This window comes from Longitalea luteola (assembly GCF_017356035.1).
Taxonomy (GTDB): Bacteria; Bacteroidota; Bacteroidia; order Chitinophagales; family Chitinophagaceae; genus Niastella; species Niastella luteola.
Genome location: NZ_JAFIQX010000008.1, coordinates 330,742 through 347,426 on the forward strand (window position 1 = coordinate 330,742; position 16,685 = coordinate 347,426).

General features: G+C 47.5%; 9 protein-coding genes. 4 read left to right on the forward strand and 5 right to left on the reverse strand.

From position 1 onward, the window contains the following. Window positions 1–13 precede the first annotated feature (13 nt). Entirely contained in the window at window positions 14–1,213 is a 1,200-nt protein-coding gene (locus JUB15_RS19860; protein ID WP_207514377.1) for a D-arabinono-1,4-lactone oxidase, read from the reverse strand. Window positions 1,214–1,376: 163 nt separating this feature from the next. Here JUB15_RS19860 and JUB15_RS19865 point away from each other — a divergent pair, with 163 nt between their 5' ends. Next, the gene (locus tag JUB15_RS19865; protein ID WP_207514379.1) at window positions 1,377–2,309 is read left to right on the forward strand and encodes an alpha/beta fold hydrolase; all 933 of its coding nucleotides are present in this window, start codon (window positions 1,377–1,379) and stop codon (window positions 2,307–2,309) included. Here JUB15_RS19865 and JUB15_RS19870 read toward each other — a convergent pair. Continuing rightward, entirely contained in the window at window positions 2,287–2,532 is a 246-nt protein-coding gene (locus JUB15_RS19870; protein WP_207514381.1) for a hypothetical protein, read from the reverse strand. The two genes, JUB15_RS19865 and JUB15_RS19870, sit on opposite strands and share 23 nt — an antisense overlap. Window positions 2,533–2,679: 147 nt before the next feature. Between JUB15_RS19870 and JUB15_RS19875 the strand changes: the two genes are divergently transcribed. Further along, entirely contained in the window at window positions 2,680–2,901 is a 222-nt protein-coding gene (locus tag JUB15_RS19875) for a hypothetical protein (RefSeq protein ID WP_207514383.1), read from the forward strand. Window positions 2,902–2,926: 25 nt separating this feature from the next. On the opposite strand, the gene ppsA is transcribed toward JUB15_RS19875, so the two are convergent. After that, window positions 2,927–5,566 (reverse strand): phosphoenolpyruvate synthase, encoded by a 2,640-nt coding sequence (gene ppsA / locus JUB15_RS19880; RefSeq protein ID WP_242696437.1) that lies wholly within the window; start codon window positions 5,564–5,566, stop codon window positions 2,927–2,929. A gap of 12 nt (window positions 5,567–5,578) precedes the next feature. Beyond that, window positions 5,579–6,010 carry a MarR family winged helix-turn-helix transcriptional regulator gene (locus tag JUB15_RS19885; protein WP_242696438.1) on the reverse strand — a complete coding sequence of 144 codons (432 nt, stop codon included), beginning with the start codon at window positions 6,008–6,010 and terminating at the stop codon, window positions 5,579–5,581. Between the two features lie 257 nt (window positions 6,011–6,267). Here JUB15_RS19885 and JUB15_RS19890 point away from each other — a divergent pair, with 257 nt between their 5' ends. Then, on the forward strand, window positions 6,268–6,828 hold the full coding sequence (locus tag JUB15_RS19890; protein ID WP_207514387.1) for a type 1 glutamine amidotransferase domain-containing protein: 561 nt from the start codon (window positions 6,268–6,270) through the stop codon (window positions 6,826–6,828). Window positions 6,829–6,933: 105 nt separating this feature from the next. Then, complete coding sequence (locus JUB15_RS19895) at window positions 6,934–7,137, forward strand: hypothetical protein (RefSeq protein ID WP_207514388.1); 204 nt, start codon at window positions 6,934–6,936, stop codon at window positions 7,135–7,137. Between the two features lie 69 nt (window positions 7,138–7,206). Here JUB15_RS19895 and JUB15_RS19900 read toward each other — a convergent pair whose 3' ends face one another. Next, the gene (locus JUB15_RS19900; protein WP_207514390.1) at window positions 7,207–16,665 is read right to left on the reverse strand and encodes a Tc toxin subunit A-related protein; all 9,459 of its coding nucleotides are present in this window, start codon (window positions 16,663–16,665) and stop codon (window positions 7,207–7,209) included. Window positions 16,666–16,685: the final 20 nt, after the last annotated feature.

Consider the following 16,685-nt stretch of genomic DNA (forward strand, 5'->3'; position numbering starts at 1 on the left):
AACTATTAGTTTATCAGCCGATGAATACATTCTTTAGATAGTCATTCAGGAAAATGCCATTTGGGTCGAACCGTTTCCTGATCTGCTGGAACCTGTTCCACTCCGGATATAATTGCTGCAGCTGCGGCGCTTTCAATGAATGCTTTTTTCCCCAGTGCGGCCGACCGCCGTAGGACTGAAAGATCTTTTCAATATCGTTGAAATAATCTTCATAAGGCAATGATGCGTGCTGGTGAATTGTAATGGCTACAATATTTCTATTATAGGCATTACTTAAAAAAACAGTATCAGCAGCAACCGGTCTGTACAACACGCGCCATGCAAGGTGCTTCCGGTGTTTGGCTTTAATGCGTTGCCTGATCTCCTGGAAGCAGTGGGGCGCTGTTTCGTGGTCAAATGAATATTCCAGTTCATTGAACTTCAGCCGTTGCGTGGTTGGCAACACATCCTTGCTCCACCCGCTGTATTCCTTATACAATGTTGCGTATGGCAGTTCGGCCGTTCCTTCACCAGGCGCATTCCATAGTTTAATGCTTACATCGTCGCGACGCGGATACCAATAAAAACAAAAATTGCGGTTCTCTTCCATCAACTGCTTCAGATTGGCCAAACAATCATCGGTATGAGCACAATACTGTCGCCGGTGTAAGGTAAAACGCGGCAACACGCGCAGCTTTAGCCGGGTGAATATGCCCAGGCTGCCAAGCGATACTTTCAGCGCCTGCATCAGCTCACCGTTATGTTCTTCATCGAACTCCTTTATATCGCCGCTGCCATTTATTAACCGTATGCCGGTTACCTGACCGCTGAGGTTTTTCAATTCCTTACCTGCACCATGTGTACCGGTACTAATAGCGCCTGCAAGCGCCTGCTTATTAATATGGCCGGTATTCTCCAGGGCAAGCCCTACCCTGAAAAGTTCTTCACCCGCTTCTTCTACTGTTGTACCGGCACCGATCACAGCGGTTCTTTGCTCCGCATCATATTCATACAGGCCTTTAAAGTTTTCCATACTCACGAGTATTTGATCGGTTTCAAATATCGGTGAGCAGGAATGCCGTGCACCAATGGTTCTTATTGTTAATTTATTTGCTATAGCTTCCTGTACTACCTGCCTGAGCTGTTCTTCATTTTCCGGGACCACTATTTTGGCCGGACTGAAACGGATATCACCCGACCAGTTGGTACAGATCTTCTTTTCGGTCAATACCATAACGAATAGTTTATGCGCTACAACAACCGCTTAAAATCTGATGCCACTTATGCACCAAAAAGCAGAAAGCCTGCAAAATCAATTATTTGCTGGCTTTCTCAAAAAGGAACCACTGAAACATGGTATCATTTTTTTACAAATATCCCTGACAATATTATACAACATGTTACACCAAATCATTGATGGAAGAAGCGGGAAATGGTTAAAATGGACGGCAGGGGTTTCTTTGTTCTCCCTGATCGCCTGTTTTGTGCTGGATAAACTGGTACAACACCGAAAAAGCGACAAAGCCCTGCGGCGACTATTCCGTAAAAAACACATTCAGGCTACGATCCATTATACCAATGCCGGCGGTCGCCAACTCCGGTATTTAGCTGTTGGCGATGATAATTTGCCTACCCTCTTTTTTTTACATGGTTCACCCGGTTCATTAAGCTTTTACCAAAGGTTGCTGACCGACCCTGTTTTGTTACAAACCTTTAAGATGATCTCTATTGACCGGCCGGGTTATGGATATTCAGGCTTTGGTGTTGCCGAACCGTCTATCGAACAGCAGACCAATATGATACAATCGGTGATCGAAGAACTGAACACCATTCGCCGTCCCCTCATTATTATTGGTTATTCTTATGGCGCCGCTATAGCCTGTCGTTTATTAATGAACCATCCTGGTATTGCAGACGGGTTGTTGTTGCTGGCGCCGCCGATTATGCCTGGTAAAGAAAAGTATTTCTGGTTCACCCCGGTTGTTGAAAGATCGTTTATCCGCAGGATCATTCCCCGCTTGTTTAAATCGATCAATACCGAGAAATTCTATCACGCCGGCGAGTTAACCAAAATGCTTCCTTACTGGAACCGGATACGGGTGCCGGTATTGTATGTGCAGGGCGAAAAAGACAGCTGGGCATATATTGCCAATGCCGGCTTTGCACAAGTGCAATTGACAAATGTCCCGTGGCTTCGCATTGAATTGTTGAAGGACCGCGGTCACTTTTTTACCTATACCAACCAGGAGATCATCCGGCAAAGAATATTCGAATTGTACAGTTCTTTAACCAACGCATCCGTTACTGCTATTCATCCCGGTTCTGCCTGATGCCTTCGGTCGCTTTATTTTTGGCGTGTTCTGCTTCTTTACCTGTCATGCGGTCGCCGTCCTTAACATTCTGGGCTTCCTGGTCCTGAATAGGATTATCCTGTTCTTCGGCAGGTTTGGGATCACCATACCTGTCAGTATTCGTACCTGCAAAATCTGATTGTTTATCGCCTGTTATGTTCTTGTTATTTTGCTTATCCTTTTGATTATCTCTGGTATTCATAAAATATCATTTAATGTTCACTAATCAAATGAATTCCAGAAAATCTAATGCCACTGGTGTGGTTGAATGTCTACAGGCGACCGCAGCCGCGGGCCGGAATGGATTTTTCATAGGTTAATACGGCTACCTGCCTTAAATATCAGCGATATGAAGCGAATATATACCTATATGGCCGGATTGATCTTCCTGTGCATGGCTTACTGCAAAAATCCCATGCCCATAACTGCCAATCCCGACGATCATACGAACGCCGGCGGCACTGCGGGCTCTGCCAAAATGACCAACGAATTGCCCGGCAAAAACAATAACGTACCTATTAAGCCAGATACCATAAAACTACCGAATGATACGCTGAGAATGAGACAGTAAATTTAACCAGGCGCCCGAACGTCATTTACAGGATCTCTATATAACCTTCGGTTCCATGCACACGGATTCGTTGGCCGTCTTTAATCAACCTGGTAGCATTTTCTACACCTACAACAGCAGGCAGCCCGTATTCACGGGCAATAACAGCACCATGGGTCATTATTCCGCCCACCTCGGTGACCAGGCCCTTTATAGAAACAAACAAGGGTGTCCAACTGGGATCAGTGAAAGAAGTGACCAATATATCTCCCGGTTCCAGGTCAGCATCCTCCATATTCAGGATAACCCGTGCGCGGCCTTCTATAAAACCGGAAGAAACGGGCAGCCCGACAATAGCACCGGCCGGACAATCTTCCCGTTTATACTCACCCGTAATGATCTCGCCATCCGAAGTGATGACACGGGGCGGTGTAAGTTTTTCATATAATTTATACGCATCTTTTCGTTCGCTGACGAGCTGGTGATCTAATTGATTGGTACGAATAACTTCCCGCAACTCTTCAAAGCTGAGATAGTAGAGATCTTCCTTTTCATGAATAACATTGGCTTGCAGCAGCCGTTCCGCTTCTTTTAATAAAGCCTGCTTATAAACGAAGTAGCGGCTTACCAGGCTGTATTTCGGGTATTCCCTGTAACCGATTAAATTCCTCACAAGAAAGATCATTCGTTTTGTTTCCGCCACCTTCTGCGCACCATCTGGCAATAACGCCAGGCGGTTCAACAACTCCTGTTCTTTTTTCAACGCTTCCTGCCGCCCCTGCTCAAACTTCCGCTGGCTGGCATTGGGTTCCATGTTTTTGATATTAGTGAGGATCACGGGTACAAGCGCAGCCGGCTTTTCACTCCAGCGCGGTCTGGTAATGTCGATCTCGCCGGCGCAGCGCATTCCGTATTTATCAAGAAAAGCCCGGATAGCGTCCCTGGCCTGCATTCCACCGTTTACATTTAGCAGGCCATCCAAAAAGTCGTCCCCCTTTACCTGCTGTAAATAAGCAACTACTTCAGGGTAGGGACGGATCACATCTGCCACGTCCAACAGCGCCAGCCCCATTTCTGAAGTGATATTATTCGGCACTGACAAAGTAAGTGTGTCGGCAACGTTTTTCTCCCCTAACCACTCCATTATCTTTTCATTGATCCAGGACGAGGCATTCATACCCGTCATGATCACCCCAAAACTCTCTGGTTCAGCCAGGCCCATCCTTGATTTGCCCAGATCGTCCACGATAAAATCAATCAGTTCCAACCCTGATCTCGTTTGGATGTTCTGTTTTAATGCTGCTATAGATGTTTCACCGCGCCTGATGAGATCCGTAACGATTGCAGGATCGTAATCTTTCAATGTTTGGAAATCGGCCAGCGCATGCCCCTGTTTGTTTTTACCGGATGGTGGTTGCTGTTGTCCATTTTCCGGGCTATCGGCCGGTACCGGTTTTATAAAATCGCCCCGGGCTATCAGCGTCACCAATGCATCTCTTAACAACAGATCCGATTTCCCCAGAACATTCACTATAATATCCCTGGTGGCAGGTGCAGCCAGCTCCTGCGTGATATCTACAAACAGCCTTCCACCGGCTATATGCATTGGCCGCGCAGATGTTAATTGCCATAAAGACAACCCCAGTGGTTTCATGGCATCGGTCATCATTTGCTGATGACCAACAGAAATATAAACGTGGTTCTCGCCGTCATTGGCTTTAGGAATGGGAAATAAGGTAGTGATTGGCCGGCTCTGCACAATATAAAAACGATCATTCACGAAACACCATTCGATGTCCTGGGGATGGCCGAAATGTTTTTCGATCGTTTGGCCTATGACTGCCAGCTGCAGGATCTGCTCGTCCGTCAGCGCCTGCTGGTTCTGCTGCCCGTGCTCAATTTCCTGTTCTGTAGTGCCGCCCTCTTTTACCGGATAGACCGCCAGCTTCTTTACGGCTATCTTCTTATCAACAAGTACGCCCGCACGTACTTTATAAACATCGGCATTTACGAGTCCGGCCACCAGGGCCTCCCCAAGCCCAAAGCTCGCATCGATGGATGACATTTTCCTGTTACCGGTAACGGGATCCGCAGTAAACAAAATGCCTGACACCTGCGGGAAGGCCATTTTCTGAACAACCACCGCCAGCTGAATTGTACGGTGATCGAAACCGTTTTGAATGCGATAGGTTATGGCGCGTTCGGTGAACAGCGATGCCCAACACTTGCTGATATGTTGCAGGATGGCCTCCTTTCCAATTATGTTCAAATAGGAATCCTGCTGCCCTGCAAAGGACGCTGTTGGCAGGTCTTCCGCCGTTGCACTGGACCGTACCGCATACGCTTCTTTTTCTCCCAATTTGGTAAGGTAACCCGCAATCTCCTTCGCCATTGCATCAGGAACCGGTATGCTTTCGATGGCCATCCGAATGCGGGCACTCAATTTGTTTATCCGTTCCCGGTCCTGTGCCTTACAACTGGTTAATTCATCAAGAAGGCTGTCGAGTTCCTTATTATTGTCAGTTATTTTTTTATACGCCTGCGTGGAAATACAAAAGCCTTCCGGCACCTGTATGCCCTGGATCCGCGACAGTTCGCCCAGATTAGCGCCTTTACCGCCTGCAATTGCCAATGTTGACTGGTTGATCTCCTGAAAACCGAATACCCATGAACTGATGCTGACCATAACCGTTATTAATTATTTGTTATTGATTTTGGTGGTTGTTTCATTCATGATTTCAATTGCCTTGATAAAATAGGTCTCAATGGTCTTGAGCTCCTCTTTTGAAAAGGAAGCGATCAATTTCTCCGACCTGTTCCTGAATTCTTTATAAAGCGGTTCCAGGAGCGCCATTATATTTTTCGTGTTCGGCTCAATGATAACTTTCCGGCGGTCGTCCTCGGCAAATTTTCTTTTCACCAGTTTTTTCTTCTCAAACCTGTCTATCAAACCGGTCACGGCGCCTGTTGTTAACCCGGTTAAAGCCGACAACTCGCCGGCTGTCATCGCTCCTTTCTGTAAAAAGAATCCCAGGTACTTATGGTCAGTTCCTGAAAAGCCTGCTTTACGGGCAACGGCTTCGTGCATTTGTATCGATGTATAGGCATAATGCTGGCTCAATTTTCTCATCTGTTTAAGCAGGTCTTTATCCATCTTGATATCTTATTCAGTAATTATCTTAGCCGCTAAGATAATCAAATAAGGCAGAACATAGAATTAAAAATGGTGTCTGTGCCCATGTGTGGCAATTATTTCACTGGGCCGTTCACAAAAAACGTAGAGCAAATTCTGCAATGAACCGCGCTCCCAGCCTGCATTTGCGGTATAATTTTTATGCATTTACAGGATCAGAACCTGAATTATTCACATTAAAAAAATTATATATCATGGCTACACAAAAGTTAACAGGAAAGAGAGTAGCAATAATTACAGAAAATGGATTTGAAGAAGTGGAGCTAACCAGTCCGTTACAGGTTTTAAAAGAAGCAGGCGTCCAGGCAGAGATCGTTTCGCCGCAGCCCGAAAAAGTGAAAGCATGGGACCACGATCATTGGTCAATCGAATTGCCGGTGGATGTTCAAATTGACGCTGCCAATCCAAACGACTATGATGCCCTGGTTATTCCCGGAGGGGTGTTGAATCCCGATAAAGCGCGGCTCAATGAGAAATGCGTGGCATTTGTGAAACATTTTCTGGACAGCGGTAAACCAGTGGCAGCTATATGCCACGGTCCGCAGTTGCTGATTGAAACAGGAGCCTTGAAAGGTCGCACCATGACATCTTATCCTGCCATTAAAACAGATCTTATCAATGCAGGTGTAAAATGGGTGGATAAGGAAGTAGTGGTAGATAAGGGACTTGTCACCAGCCGGAGTCCCAAAGACCTGGAAGCGTTTAACAGAAAAATGCTGGAAGAGATCGCAGAAGGGGTGCATGAACATGCATAATTATTAAAATATCATAAAGTAAAGCGCCAGGAGTATTATATATGCCAGGTAGTGCTTTATACGCTGCCTGGCATAATCTTTTGTGCTTTTACTAAAAAAGCATATATGATTTCCAGTAAACGAGAAGAAGACCTGAAAAGAGAAGAGCAGAAAAATGCCTTCGAGAATGGCCAGTCGCCGGAAGTTGCTAATAAGAACCCGAATCCCAGGGCTAATGAAAATCTCCCGGAAAAAGATAAAAAGCAGGAACCTAAAGAACAAGACAGCAGTGGTGTAGGAAGCGAGATCACTGATGGCGAAGATGGTTAAAACCGCCCCAACAGGCCCGGCTGTTATACCAGGCTGTTGAAGCGGTCTTGAGAACGCTGTATTGAAGGTTTACAGTACCTTATATTTTATTACCAGCAGCACGTCGTCGATCTTTGCAGGATCCAGGGAATTGCTGGTTGATTCCATATTCCAGGAGCGCACGAACGCTCCGGTCTGCGCAGTTATTCCCTGCTTGAGCTCACCCAGTACCACCGGTGTTGTAAAATCAACCGGAACACCGTTGATCTGCATATTCAGCGCATTGAGGTTCACCGTTTGACCGGCTTTCAATTTCAACAACACAGTCACCGGAACCAGATCGTCGATCTCCAGGTTCTTACCGCTTAACCAATATGGCACATGGTTACTGGTGATCTTGAAATTAGCCTGTTGCACAGGCGCATTTAACAACTGGTGGAACTCGGTGGAGAAATCGGCCTTCATGCTGATCAGTTTGAAAAATCCGGTTCCGTTCTCCTGCGTTTTAATGATGTCATCGAAATGACTGTTCAACTCCGTTTTGGCTTTTGTGCCGAGTACTGCCCCACCCTGCCGCGCAGTGTAACGTACATGCATGACCACATCACTGATGCTGTTGAAATCGAAATTCATGAAGTCTTTATTCAGTTCCAGTTTCCATTCGCTGATGGCGCCATGTCCTTCAAAAGGCAGATAACGTTCATCGTGCAGGTTTGTATCAAATAAACCACTATCATTCTGAGCAGTGCTGGTGACAATTTGCTGAATAGAAGAATAATTGAACGTAAAACGGCTGTCACTTTCTACCGGATCGGTTGGCAGATAGTTGCCGGAAGCGTCTGCATTTACCCTGGTGCGGCTCTTAAGCAATGTAAGCGTGCAGTTCACATTGTTATAGGGGCCAACAATACAAGGAATACTTACTGCTACCGACTTGATCCGGCGGAAATAATGACCCGGGTAATCGATATCAAAGATCTCTTCGGGCAGGGTAATGAAACAAACGCCATTTTGCTTCAGCTTCAATAATGCCAAGGGATCGATCTGGTTCAGTGAAACATTCTTTGTTATCTCAAACTCACGTTTATTTTTGTCATAGTAGGAAGCGTCGAGCCGTTTCAGATCAAGCGCGAGCTTTTCACCGGCCAGCAGCCCTTTCTTCAAACTATCCCAGTAAGTAGACTGGATAAATGCGGAATCGGGAATACCGAGCTCATAACGATAACATCTTTCTGCGCGTTTCGACATGTCAAATGCCAGTTGATAGCTTTGGAAATATATGCCCGAGATCTGTGTGATCATCCATTCGTACAATTGCTGATTGCTGAACTTGCTGCGCATGTACTGGTTCATCTCTTTTGACTGATCGATCTGCAACTGCTGGTTATCCAGCTCTTTTTGTGCAATATCACGCCGTATCTGCGCCACCGTGATCTGCTGATCTATTTGCGCGAGCTCTTTGCTGGCCGACCGCACCTGGAAATCCCAGTCTTCCTGGCGTCTTTGATAAGAACCCTGTGTGGAAGCCAGGTTTGCGCCTTTATCCAATGCCGCGGCAATGGCCGACATGGTCTGCGTTGCGAGCTCTGCTACCTCGCCAAACTGTACACCGCCAACGTCTACGGTCACGTGGGGCGAACCTCCAAAGCCCGAGGCGCCGGCCACAAATTGCGGGATGGCTTTTAAGCCGCCTGCCAGGATATAACCTGCTGCTATCGCTGCATCCAGTACCGTGCTGGCGGTTGACAGCGAAAATGCTACTATTTCTGCCGGGTTCATGTATTCCAGGGAAGAGTAGTAATCCAGCTTCTCCTGGGTGATCGCCTTTGTTTTGTTCAGCTGCTCGATGTTGGCAACCGCCTCTGTCACCTGCGTTTGGCGAACGGATTTTACAGCTTCCTGCATCCGGATCTCCTGTGCAGAGCGTAACAGCGCCATTTCCTCGGCATCCCGTTTTTCAAGTGCACTCAATAACGCGCCGCCGAGTGATTTCACTTCGTTGCAGAACTCGTTGGCTTTTTGTAAACAGACATTAAAACGATAATGTGGCAACGGTGCATTCAATCCTGATATGGCTGCACCCAGGTTTACGCCTGACGCCACGGCTTTCACCAGCAGTCCCGGATCGATCGGCGGGTCGAACAAGGCCAGTGATCTTTCTATACCGTCTATGTTCATCGAGTGCCTGATCTTGAACAGGCGGTCGGCGATGGTATTGCGATAACCCGACAGCTTTTCGTTGGAAGGCAAACAGAAATAGAATACATCTATATCGGGCAACGGTCCGCCGCCGTTATTGAACTCCTGCACATCGTCGGTGAAGTAAGGAATAAAATTCTCCACTTCTACCAATGCATTGGAGAAGGCATCCAGCTTCGACTCCAGCTGATTATAGTTCATGACCGGCGCTTCGAAGAAAGCGGGGATCGTTTTTGGTTTCGGTCCCAATATGACCGCAGCCAGCATATACAACTGCGAGGCAGCCGTAATGTTCTCACGCGTATCTGTTCTGAACAAATTGTCGCCCCACGCGATCAGGTTATCCAGGTATTTCATGACAGTGTTCTTCTGGTAGGCCACCGTTCTGAACTGGGCAATGCGGTGCGGCTGGAAGGGATTCCTGCGCCAGTCGTCCACATCCTTGATCAGGTCGGCATCGCCGCCATTGATCATGTTCAGGATCTGGTCAATGCGCTGGTTGATATAATCCTGGTTCGACCGCACAAAGAATGGTTTGGTATTCCAGAACCGCTGTGGTGAAGAATAGGATGATGCATCTGTAGGATTGAAGATATAATGATACCACTGCATAGCCTCCTCGAACTGCTGGTTGTTGCTCAGCTTTTGCGCGATCATCATGGGCGCGTGGTAAAACAGTTCCCAGTTGTATTGGCCATAACTACCCCAGGCATTGAAATCCATTGTTTCTTTAGGATAACCAGGGTTGGTAAGTGTGTCTGGGTCCAGCGGGTTGGGCACTACCCTGGTATCGTCCGGATTTACCAAAGCAGTTGGTGAATAGGTTGTGGCGAAGTCAAAGGACGGCAACTCAGGGAATTTCGATTTATCCAGTAATTGCACTTCGCGTTTCAGTATGCCATCGATCCCTTTCATGTACAACTGCTTTATCAGAAAGCAAACATAGGGATGATAGAAATTATTGAATTTTAACTTGTACTCAATGGCAGGCCATTGGCCGTCTTCAAAGAAGGGCTTTAAGATATCAGGCAATTTACCGGTACGTAAAATTTCCTGGAAGATCTTTAACAGATCTGAATAGAACAATTCAGCCTTTAATGGTTCTCCTTCGCCATTGGGCTTGCGTTTGGTAAGGATGATCTCCTGTGGTACGAAGAATGTACGTCCTTTATCTTCGTAGAAGAATGGCAGAAAAGTACCCACGGGATATGGCCACCTGAAGTCGGAGGAGAAGCGGCCGTGTGTGGTGTTCACAGCATTCATGTACAGTGAAAATATTTTCAGTATCAGCTTGTCAAAGAAAGAAAGCTGCGATGGCTGCGGTGTTCTGAACTTACCCGGTGTCTTTTGCAGAATGGGCAGGTGATTAATGAACAGGTTGCCCTGCTGATATGCAAGCACATCATTTGTTTTGAGATTCGCTTCCTGGCTTTCCAGGTACTTGAGCTCACTTCTTTCGAATTGGGGAAGGATGGGATTACTGATGAGCAGCCTTACAGCGGGATCATCCAGTACCTCAGGCGTACCATGACAGCTTCCAAGATCAAAATAATCCACGGGTGCAGTATAATAGTAGTCTGCTGCATCGGGCGAAGTATTCAGGTAACAACCGATCAGGTATCTGCCGGCCATGTCCATCAGGTCGAGCGGAACAAAGGAGAAGTTCTCTTTTGCATATTCCGTGTACAGGTATTGTGATCCCCAGATCTTATCAGGACTGGCAATAGCGGTTTTCGAGATCTTCTTGGGCGTCCATTTATTATTCCGCAGTTCCGAAACCGACAGGTGAATTTCCCAGTATTTGCGCGGCAGATCGAGCGGTACCGTTGAACTGGTATTGCCTGGCAGGGCTGGCATGGTGGTATTCGCTACCTCGATCGTTTTCTCCCTGAATTCTGGCCAATATAAGTATAAGCGGCGGTTGATCACCACTGGTACTACATGTGTAGCATTGATCTCAAGGTCAACTTTTTCCCAGGGCGTCCAGTAGCGGTCTTCGACCCATTTCCGATAGTAATAAATATGCGGATCGTCGTAGGTGCGTGCAAATACGTGCAGCGTATACGCCTCTTCTTCGTAATAAAATCCGCTTACATCCAGCCTTGCAACATTATCCAGCTTTTCCAGATACGACAAATACGCATTCTCCACATTCTGCTTGTTAACCTCATTCTGCATCAGGTCATTCTCCAGTTCCTGGAAGAAGGACGACTTGTCGAGCCGCAGTTCCGGCTCTATCCAGTTTTCCGGCGTGATAAATACTTTCCGGTTGGCCGCCCATACCTGGTAGTATTTCATCCACTCCCACTGTTCCCAGCCATCATCTTCTGCTGCATCCGCTATAATTTCAGCTTCGAGGTTCATCAGGCACCGTTGTACAAATATTTGTATCGACAAATTAGCCTGTAGTATGCGGGTGGTCACTTCTTTTGAGCCCATCTCCGTATCGAGTAAATAATAGCTGAAGAGCGCCTCGGCATCGGCAAACGTATTCCCGTTAATAGTGTGGTGGGTGAAATAGGTGACCAGCGCATCGCGTTTTCTTTCGCGGATCACTCCCTGGATATTGGCTGATGTATTCAGCCATTGCTCGTTCTCGTATTTCGATTTCACCAGCTGTTTCACGTTGATGGCATCGGCGGCAACAGGGGCCGGATTGATAACGAGCGGGATTTGCGCCGCCTGTATACCCGGTGTGATCAATACATTCATACAGCTGTCGAGACGCACATAAGTACCTGTCTTCAGGTAATCGGCAGGATAAGCAAGTCCGATGCGCGTCTTCAGCTCAGTAAGTTCGTTAAGATCCCATAACGTAAGGTTGGCCAAAGCCTGCAGGAAATTGGCTTCCGTGTCTGCTACGGGCAGCAGTTTTTGTAATGCGGCTGCCAGGGTGCCCGATTCCGAATCCGGGTAGGCAATGGCAAACTGATTCAACTGCACATAATTTTTCCAGTTATCAAAATGACTGTTCAGCACACCAGGCGCCAATGGCAATTCATCAAAACGCAGCACCCCGAAATCACCGGCATGGGTGATGAGCAGTCGCAGCAGATCTGCATTGAATGGCAGCTTGGTCTGCAGCAAAGCGATCTTCTTCAGCAGCTGGTAACTCTGGAACAATTCGGGGAAATTAGTGGCATCGATGGTTTTGATATAATTATCATTACTGTCTTTTGCCAGCAGGTCTTCATCGAACCAGTAGGAAAGTAACGGTTCGGTTACCCCCTGCAGGTGTGCCGCATCGAGCATCAGCTGATTGATATCGGCAGCCAGCTTGAACTGATCTTCATGCAACTGGTACACAGCCTGCTTCGACAGGTCGGTAGCGAGGAACCGCAGCAACTGTTCAACAAACAGTTCATACGCCTCAAGGGTACGCTGGTCTCTATCCGTTGCGGGTGCTGCATCCCGGGTATTCAGGGCAGTTTTAAGGGTTGCCGTATTGATCATGGGCAGGTATACCGTATCTAAAAAGGTATCCCGGTCGGCCAGGCTGCCGGTATAGGTTCCATTGAAGATCTGGATGGTATCATTGGCGGCTGCTTCATCGATAGAAGCGATCTTTCCGATCAGTGCTTTTGCCTTTTCATCGGGCAGACCGCTGAGGCTGTGTAGTTCATCTTTTAGTTTTTGTAACACTTCCCTGCCCCTGGTAATAAAGGCAGCAATGGTCTCTGGTGCCGGAATGAACGGCCGCGGGCCCTGGTCTACATGCAGCAACAGGTAAGCCAGCTCGTAAATACTGAATTTTGAAGCGCGGATCATTGAAACAAGCTCAATAAACAGATTGGTAGTGGCGGGGTCGGCAAATACATCGAAGGCTGCGCCAGTGTTAAGGATCTCCAATAACAGGTAATACTCGCCGGTGCTTATCCGTAGCTTGCGCGTGAGCGACGCTATGCGATAGAAGGTGCTGATGTTCGGTAATGACAAAACATCTGCAGGCACTGACTTGGTTTGTATTTGTATCGCTTCTTCCTCTTTCAGTTTTAAAACAGCGGCCAGCGACTTCAATTGTGCCGTGATCGTTCTTATGCTGCCATCCGGTGCAGCCGGAGCAGGATTGGGAAATGGGTTCTCTGTTACCAGCGCTACTTTGAAAGCATCGGGCAACGGGTTCAGTATAACCTTATTCTGGAACAAGGCATTGTACTGGGGTTTCTTGCCGGTAATAGTGAGATCACCATACCAGGCTACCAGGTCCTGTACCGGTTTGTTCATGGCCGTTTTCAGCTTCATGAAATGCTGCAGGCTGATGAGGAAGGCTTCGTTCAACAGTGTGTTACCGATTTTGGCATTCATCAATACCAGGTCCAGTTCCCACATCTGCCAGCCGGTTTTTCTCCACAAACGGAGGAAGCGATGGATGCGGTCGAGTTTGTTATTATCGAGGTTTGAAATGTTCTTATTGCTCAGGTTGGCGGTAGCATCGTTGTGTACGACTTTGGAGTCGAAGGTGGGATTAATGAAACGCTGCTCCAGTAGGGTGAGCAGTTCTGTGTATTCAAGGCCTGACTTCTCAAGGAACACGGCCACCACATCAATACCGGCCAGTCCGTTCCAGTAGGTTGCCTGGCCGGCCGCATCTGCCGTAGTGATCAATGTGCGCTCTGTTGGCGAGATGCCCAAGAATTCACCTGCTACCTGGATATTGGCGGGCGCCGGCACGGTCTTGTTTTGAAAAATCTCCATCCATTGCGCTTTGTTAATCCCTAATTTATCGAGATAACTCCGGCTTTCTTCCCAGCTCAGATCAAAGGGCAGCGTATGCGGATATTTTTGTGTTTTGAGTATGGTATCGTACACCGTATAATTGATGTACTCGGGGATGGCATTTCTTTCGGCCACTGTACCATGCGTTTGTTTTACCAGGGTAAGCTCCAGCTGGCCGGCCTTCTTTTCAATTTTATAGGTATGCAGGCTGTCGCGAATGAACCAGGTAGTGGCGTTGCCCTGGGTAACGGCCGCTTTTGCATCTACTTCCAGGTTTTTAGCAGTAAGTTCGGCAACTACAGCTGGGCTTATAACGCCTTCGGTCAGCTGCGCTTCTATTGAAGAAGCAACAATAATGGGAGTTTTTAACAGCGTATCTTCCAGCACTTCGTTTACCAGGTCTATATAGGGTATGGCGGTATTGCTGTTCTCGCAATTAAGGTCTATTTCACCAATATCGGGCCTGCGTTTGAACAAAACCTTTTTGGCCGACTGTAACGGCGTGGTAGAACCGCGCTTATCGAGGTATTTGATAAGGTCGGTAAGATAGGCGGCGGGACTGTAGATATTTTTACAATCCTTGCACTCAAAACTATCGGTTGAAAAGAACAATGTTTTCAGGTCGGGCATTTCTTTCATCTCCAGGGCTTCGTATGCTTCGTAGATATTTGGCAGCACAGCCAGTTCCGAACCCGTTTGCAACGATTTCAACTCACCAATGATGGCCAGCGAGGCCGCGTACGACCGTTCGGCTTTTTTATAGATCTCTTTCGCTTTGTCTTTCGTAATTTTTGCGGCTACTTTCTGGGTGAATTGTTTTTTACCCAGTTTATATACCGATTGTGACGAGGTGATATTTTCTTCCAGCAGTGCTTTTGACGTTTCGTAATCAGGCGCCAGTTTAAATACCCGTTGTAATTTTTTCAGGTCTGCTTTCAGGGCCGCCTTGTTGTTGAACCTGCTGTTGATGGCCTCTTTATTATCTTTAAAGAAGGTTTCGATATTCGTCTTATGCAATTCCAGGTTCGGCCAGGTGTCAAAGAAATTCAATACCGGTTCTTTTTCAACAACAGGACTTTTATCATCTGCTTTTAATTTACCGGCAAAGGCAGCTGTTGGAAACTGCTTCTCCAGCACATCCTGTATCTGCCTGATCTTTTCTGTGGTGAGGTTAGAGGAAGGACTGCCATTGAACGATTTCCAGTCTTTTTCTGAAAGCATCGCTAACCGGGGCAGGTCTTCGGGCCGGGTGATATTCAGTTTCTCTTTCACTGTAGCCGCCGTAGACGCATCATTCACCACCTGGTTGATCGCAATCACGGCCTGCAGCTCTTTGGTTGAGCCTTCGCCAAACGATCCTTTATCGAGCGAGGAAGACAAGCGACGGATGTCATTGCCATGTACTTCAAACAGCGCTTCCGCTGCTTTTTTACGTTCGTCATTCAAACTGGTGCTGTCGAGTAACCGCCTGAAATCGTCTTTCCTGTTCCTGCGGCGCTGATCAACGATCTCCTTCCATCTTTTCAGCAGTTCTTCGCGATCGGCAGCCATGTGCGCCGGGACAAGCTGGTTTTTAATGGCATAGTCAAACGCATTGGGCACGGCATCCTCCGGTAATACGGTGAGTGCATGCAGCATGGCTTCGGGTTCCTGCGTTAACTTGATAAACGGCTCGCCGATGTTTTCGTTCTTTTGAAGCGCCTGCAACAGCGAGATCAGGTCCTGCGGATCTTTACCTGCCAGCGTGGCCACGCCGGTTACATATTCTGGTATGAGTTGCGCCCGCATCAGGGCATAACAGAAGGCCGGTGGCATTTGGGCAACCTGCGCTACCTGCTGCGCATTGATGAGCCATTTCACCTGCTGTTCACGGCTTCCGGTTTTTTCCGCCAGCAGTTTGTAAGGATTGTTGGTATCTGCCTGCCTGATCTCGGCTACCGGTACTTCGCGTAACAGCCGCGCCATTCTTTTCTGGTGTATTTCAAATTCCGATTCCTTTGGAAAACTTTCGTCACCGATCACTACATTGAATTCGGTAAACGTAGCGGCATTATATACAACAGCAGAGCTATGCACAAGGCCCCTGCCATTATAGATCCGCACGAACAGGTCGGGTGAATCCTTGCCGCTTTTATCAACGATCTCGTTAGAGAACTGGGCTTCAAAGCGGCCATTGCTGTCTGTACGAACGCGGGCGATCACATTATCGTTCAGAATCCCTTTATCAGCTATTTCCACTTCATGTTCGCCTGCAGGGCGAAAATCTTTCTGCAGAATGCGGCCACTCACTATATAGGTAACCTCTTTGGGAGCAGCGGGTGCATTGTAATCGATGGCAATTACGACATCGCTATTATTGCCGCGCAGGTTAACCACCTGGCTGGTGTCGGTACTGGCAAGAAGCGTACTGCCGGCGTATATCCTGAAGTAGATATCGGGATAACGGTCGTTGTACAGTTCTGCCGTGTATTGTTCATCGAACAGCAGTACGAAGGAGCCATCGGCACCGGTTACTGTGCTTACCAGCGACTCTTTACGTTCGGGGTTTTTGTCCCAGGCTTCTACATAAAGTTTGGCAATTGGCTGTTGGTTTGACCGGCGTATGATCTTACCGGTGATAGACAGAAGGCTCATAATTTTTTATTTAAATGATT

What these genes read in the sequence shown, in the direction of transcription:
- JUB15_RS19890 (WP_207514387.1), top strand. Translation starts at nt 6,268, where the DNA reads ATGGCTACACAAAAGTTAACAGGAAAGAGAGTAGCAATAATTACAGAA.
- JUB15_RS19895 (WP_207514388.1), top strand. Translation starts at nt 6,934, where the DNA reads ATGATTTCCAGTAAACGAGAAGAAGACCTGAAAAGAGAAGAGCAGAAA.
- JUB15_RS19875 (WP_207514383.1), top strand. Translation starts at nt 2,680, where the DNA reads ATGAAGCGAATATATACCTATATGGCCGGATTGATCTTCCTGTGCATG.
- JUB15_RS19900 (WP_207514390.1), bottom strand. Translation starts at nt 16,665, where the DNA reads ATGAGCCTTCTGTCTATCACCGGTAAGATCATACGCCGGTCAAACCAA.
- JUB15_RS19885 (WP_242696438.1), bottom strand. Translation starts at nt 6,010, where the DNA reads ATGAGAAAATTGAGCCAGCATTATGCCTATACATCGATACAAATGCAC.
- JUB15_RS19870 (WP_207514381.1), bottom strand. Translation starts at nt 2,532, where the DNA reads ATGAATACCAGAGATAATCAAAAGGATAAGCAAAATAACAAGAACATA.
- JUB15_RS19865 (WP_207514379.1), top strand. Translation starts at nt 1,377, where the DNA reads ATGTTACACCAAATCATTGATGGAAGAAGCGGGAAATGGTTAAAATGG.
- ppsA (WP_242696437.1), bottom strand. Translation starts at nt 5,566, where the DNA reads ATGGTCAGCATCAGTTCATGGGTATTCGGTTTTCAGGAGATCAACCAG.
- JUB15_RS19860 (WP_207514377.1), bottom strand. Translation starts at nt 1,213, where the DNA reads ATGGTATTGACCGAAAAGAAGATCTGTACCAACTGGTCGGGTGATATC.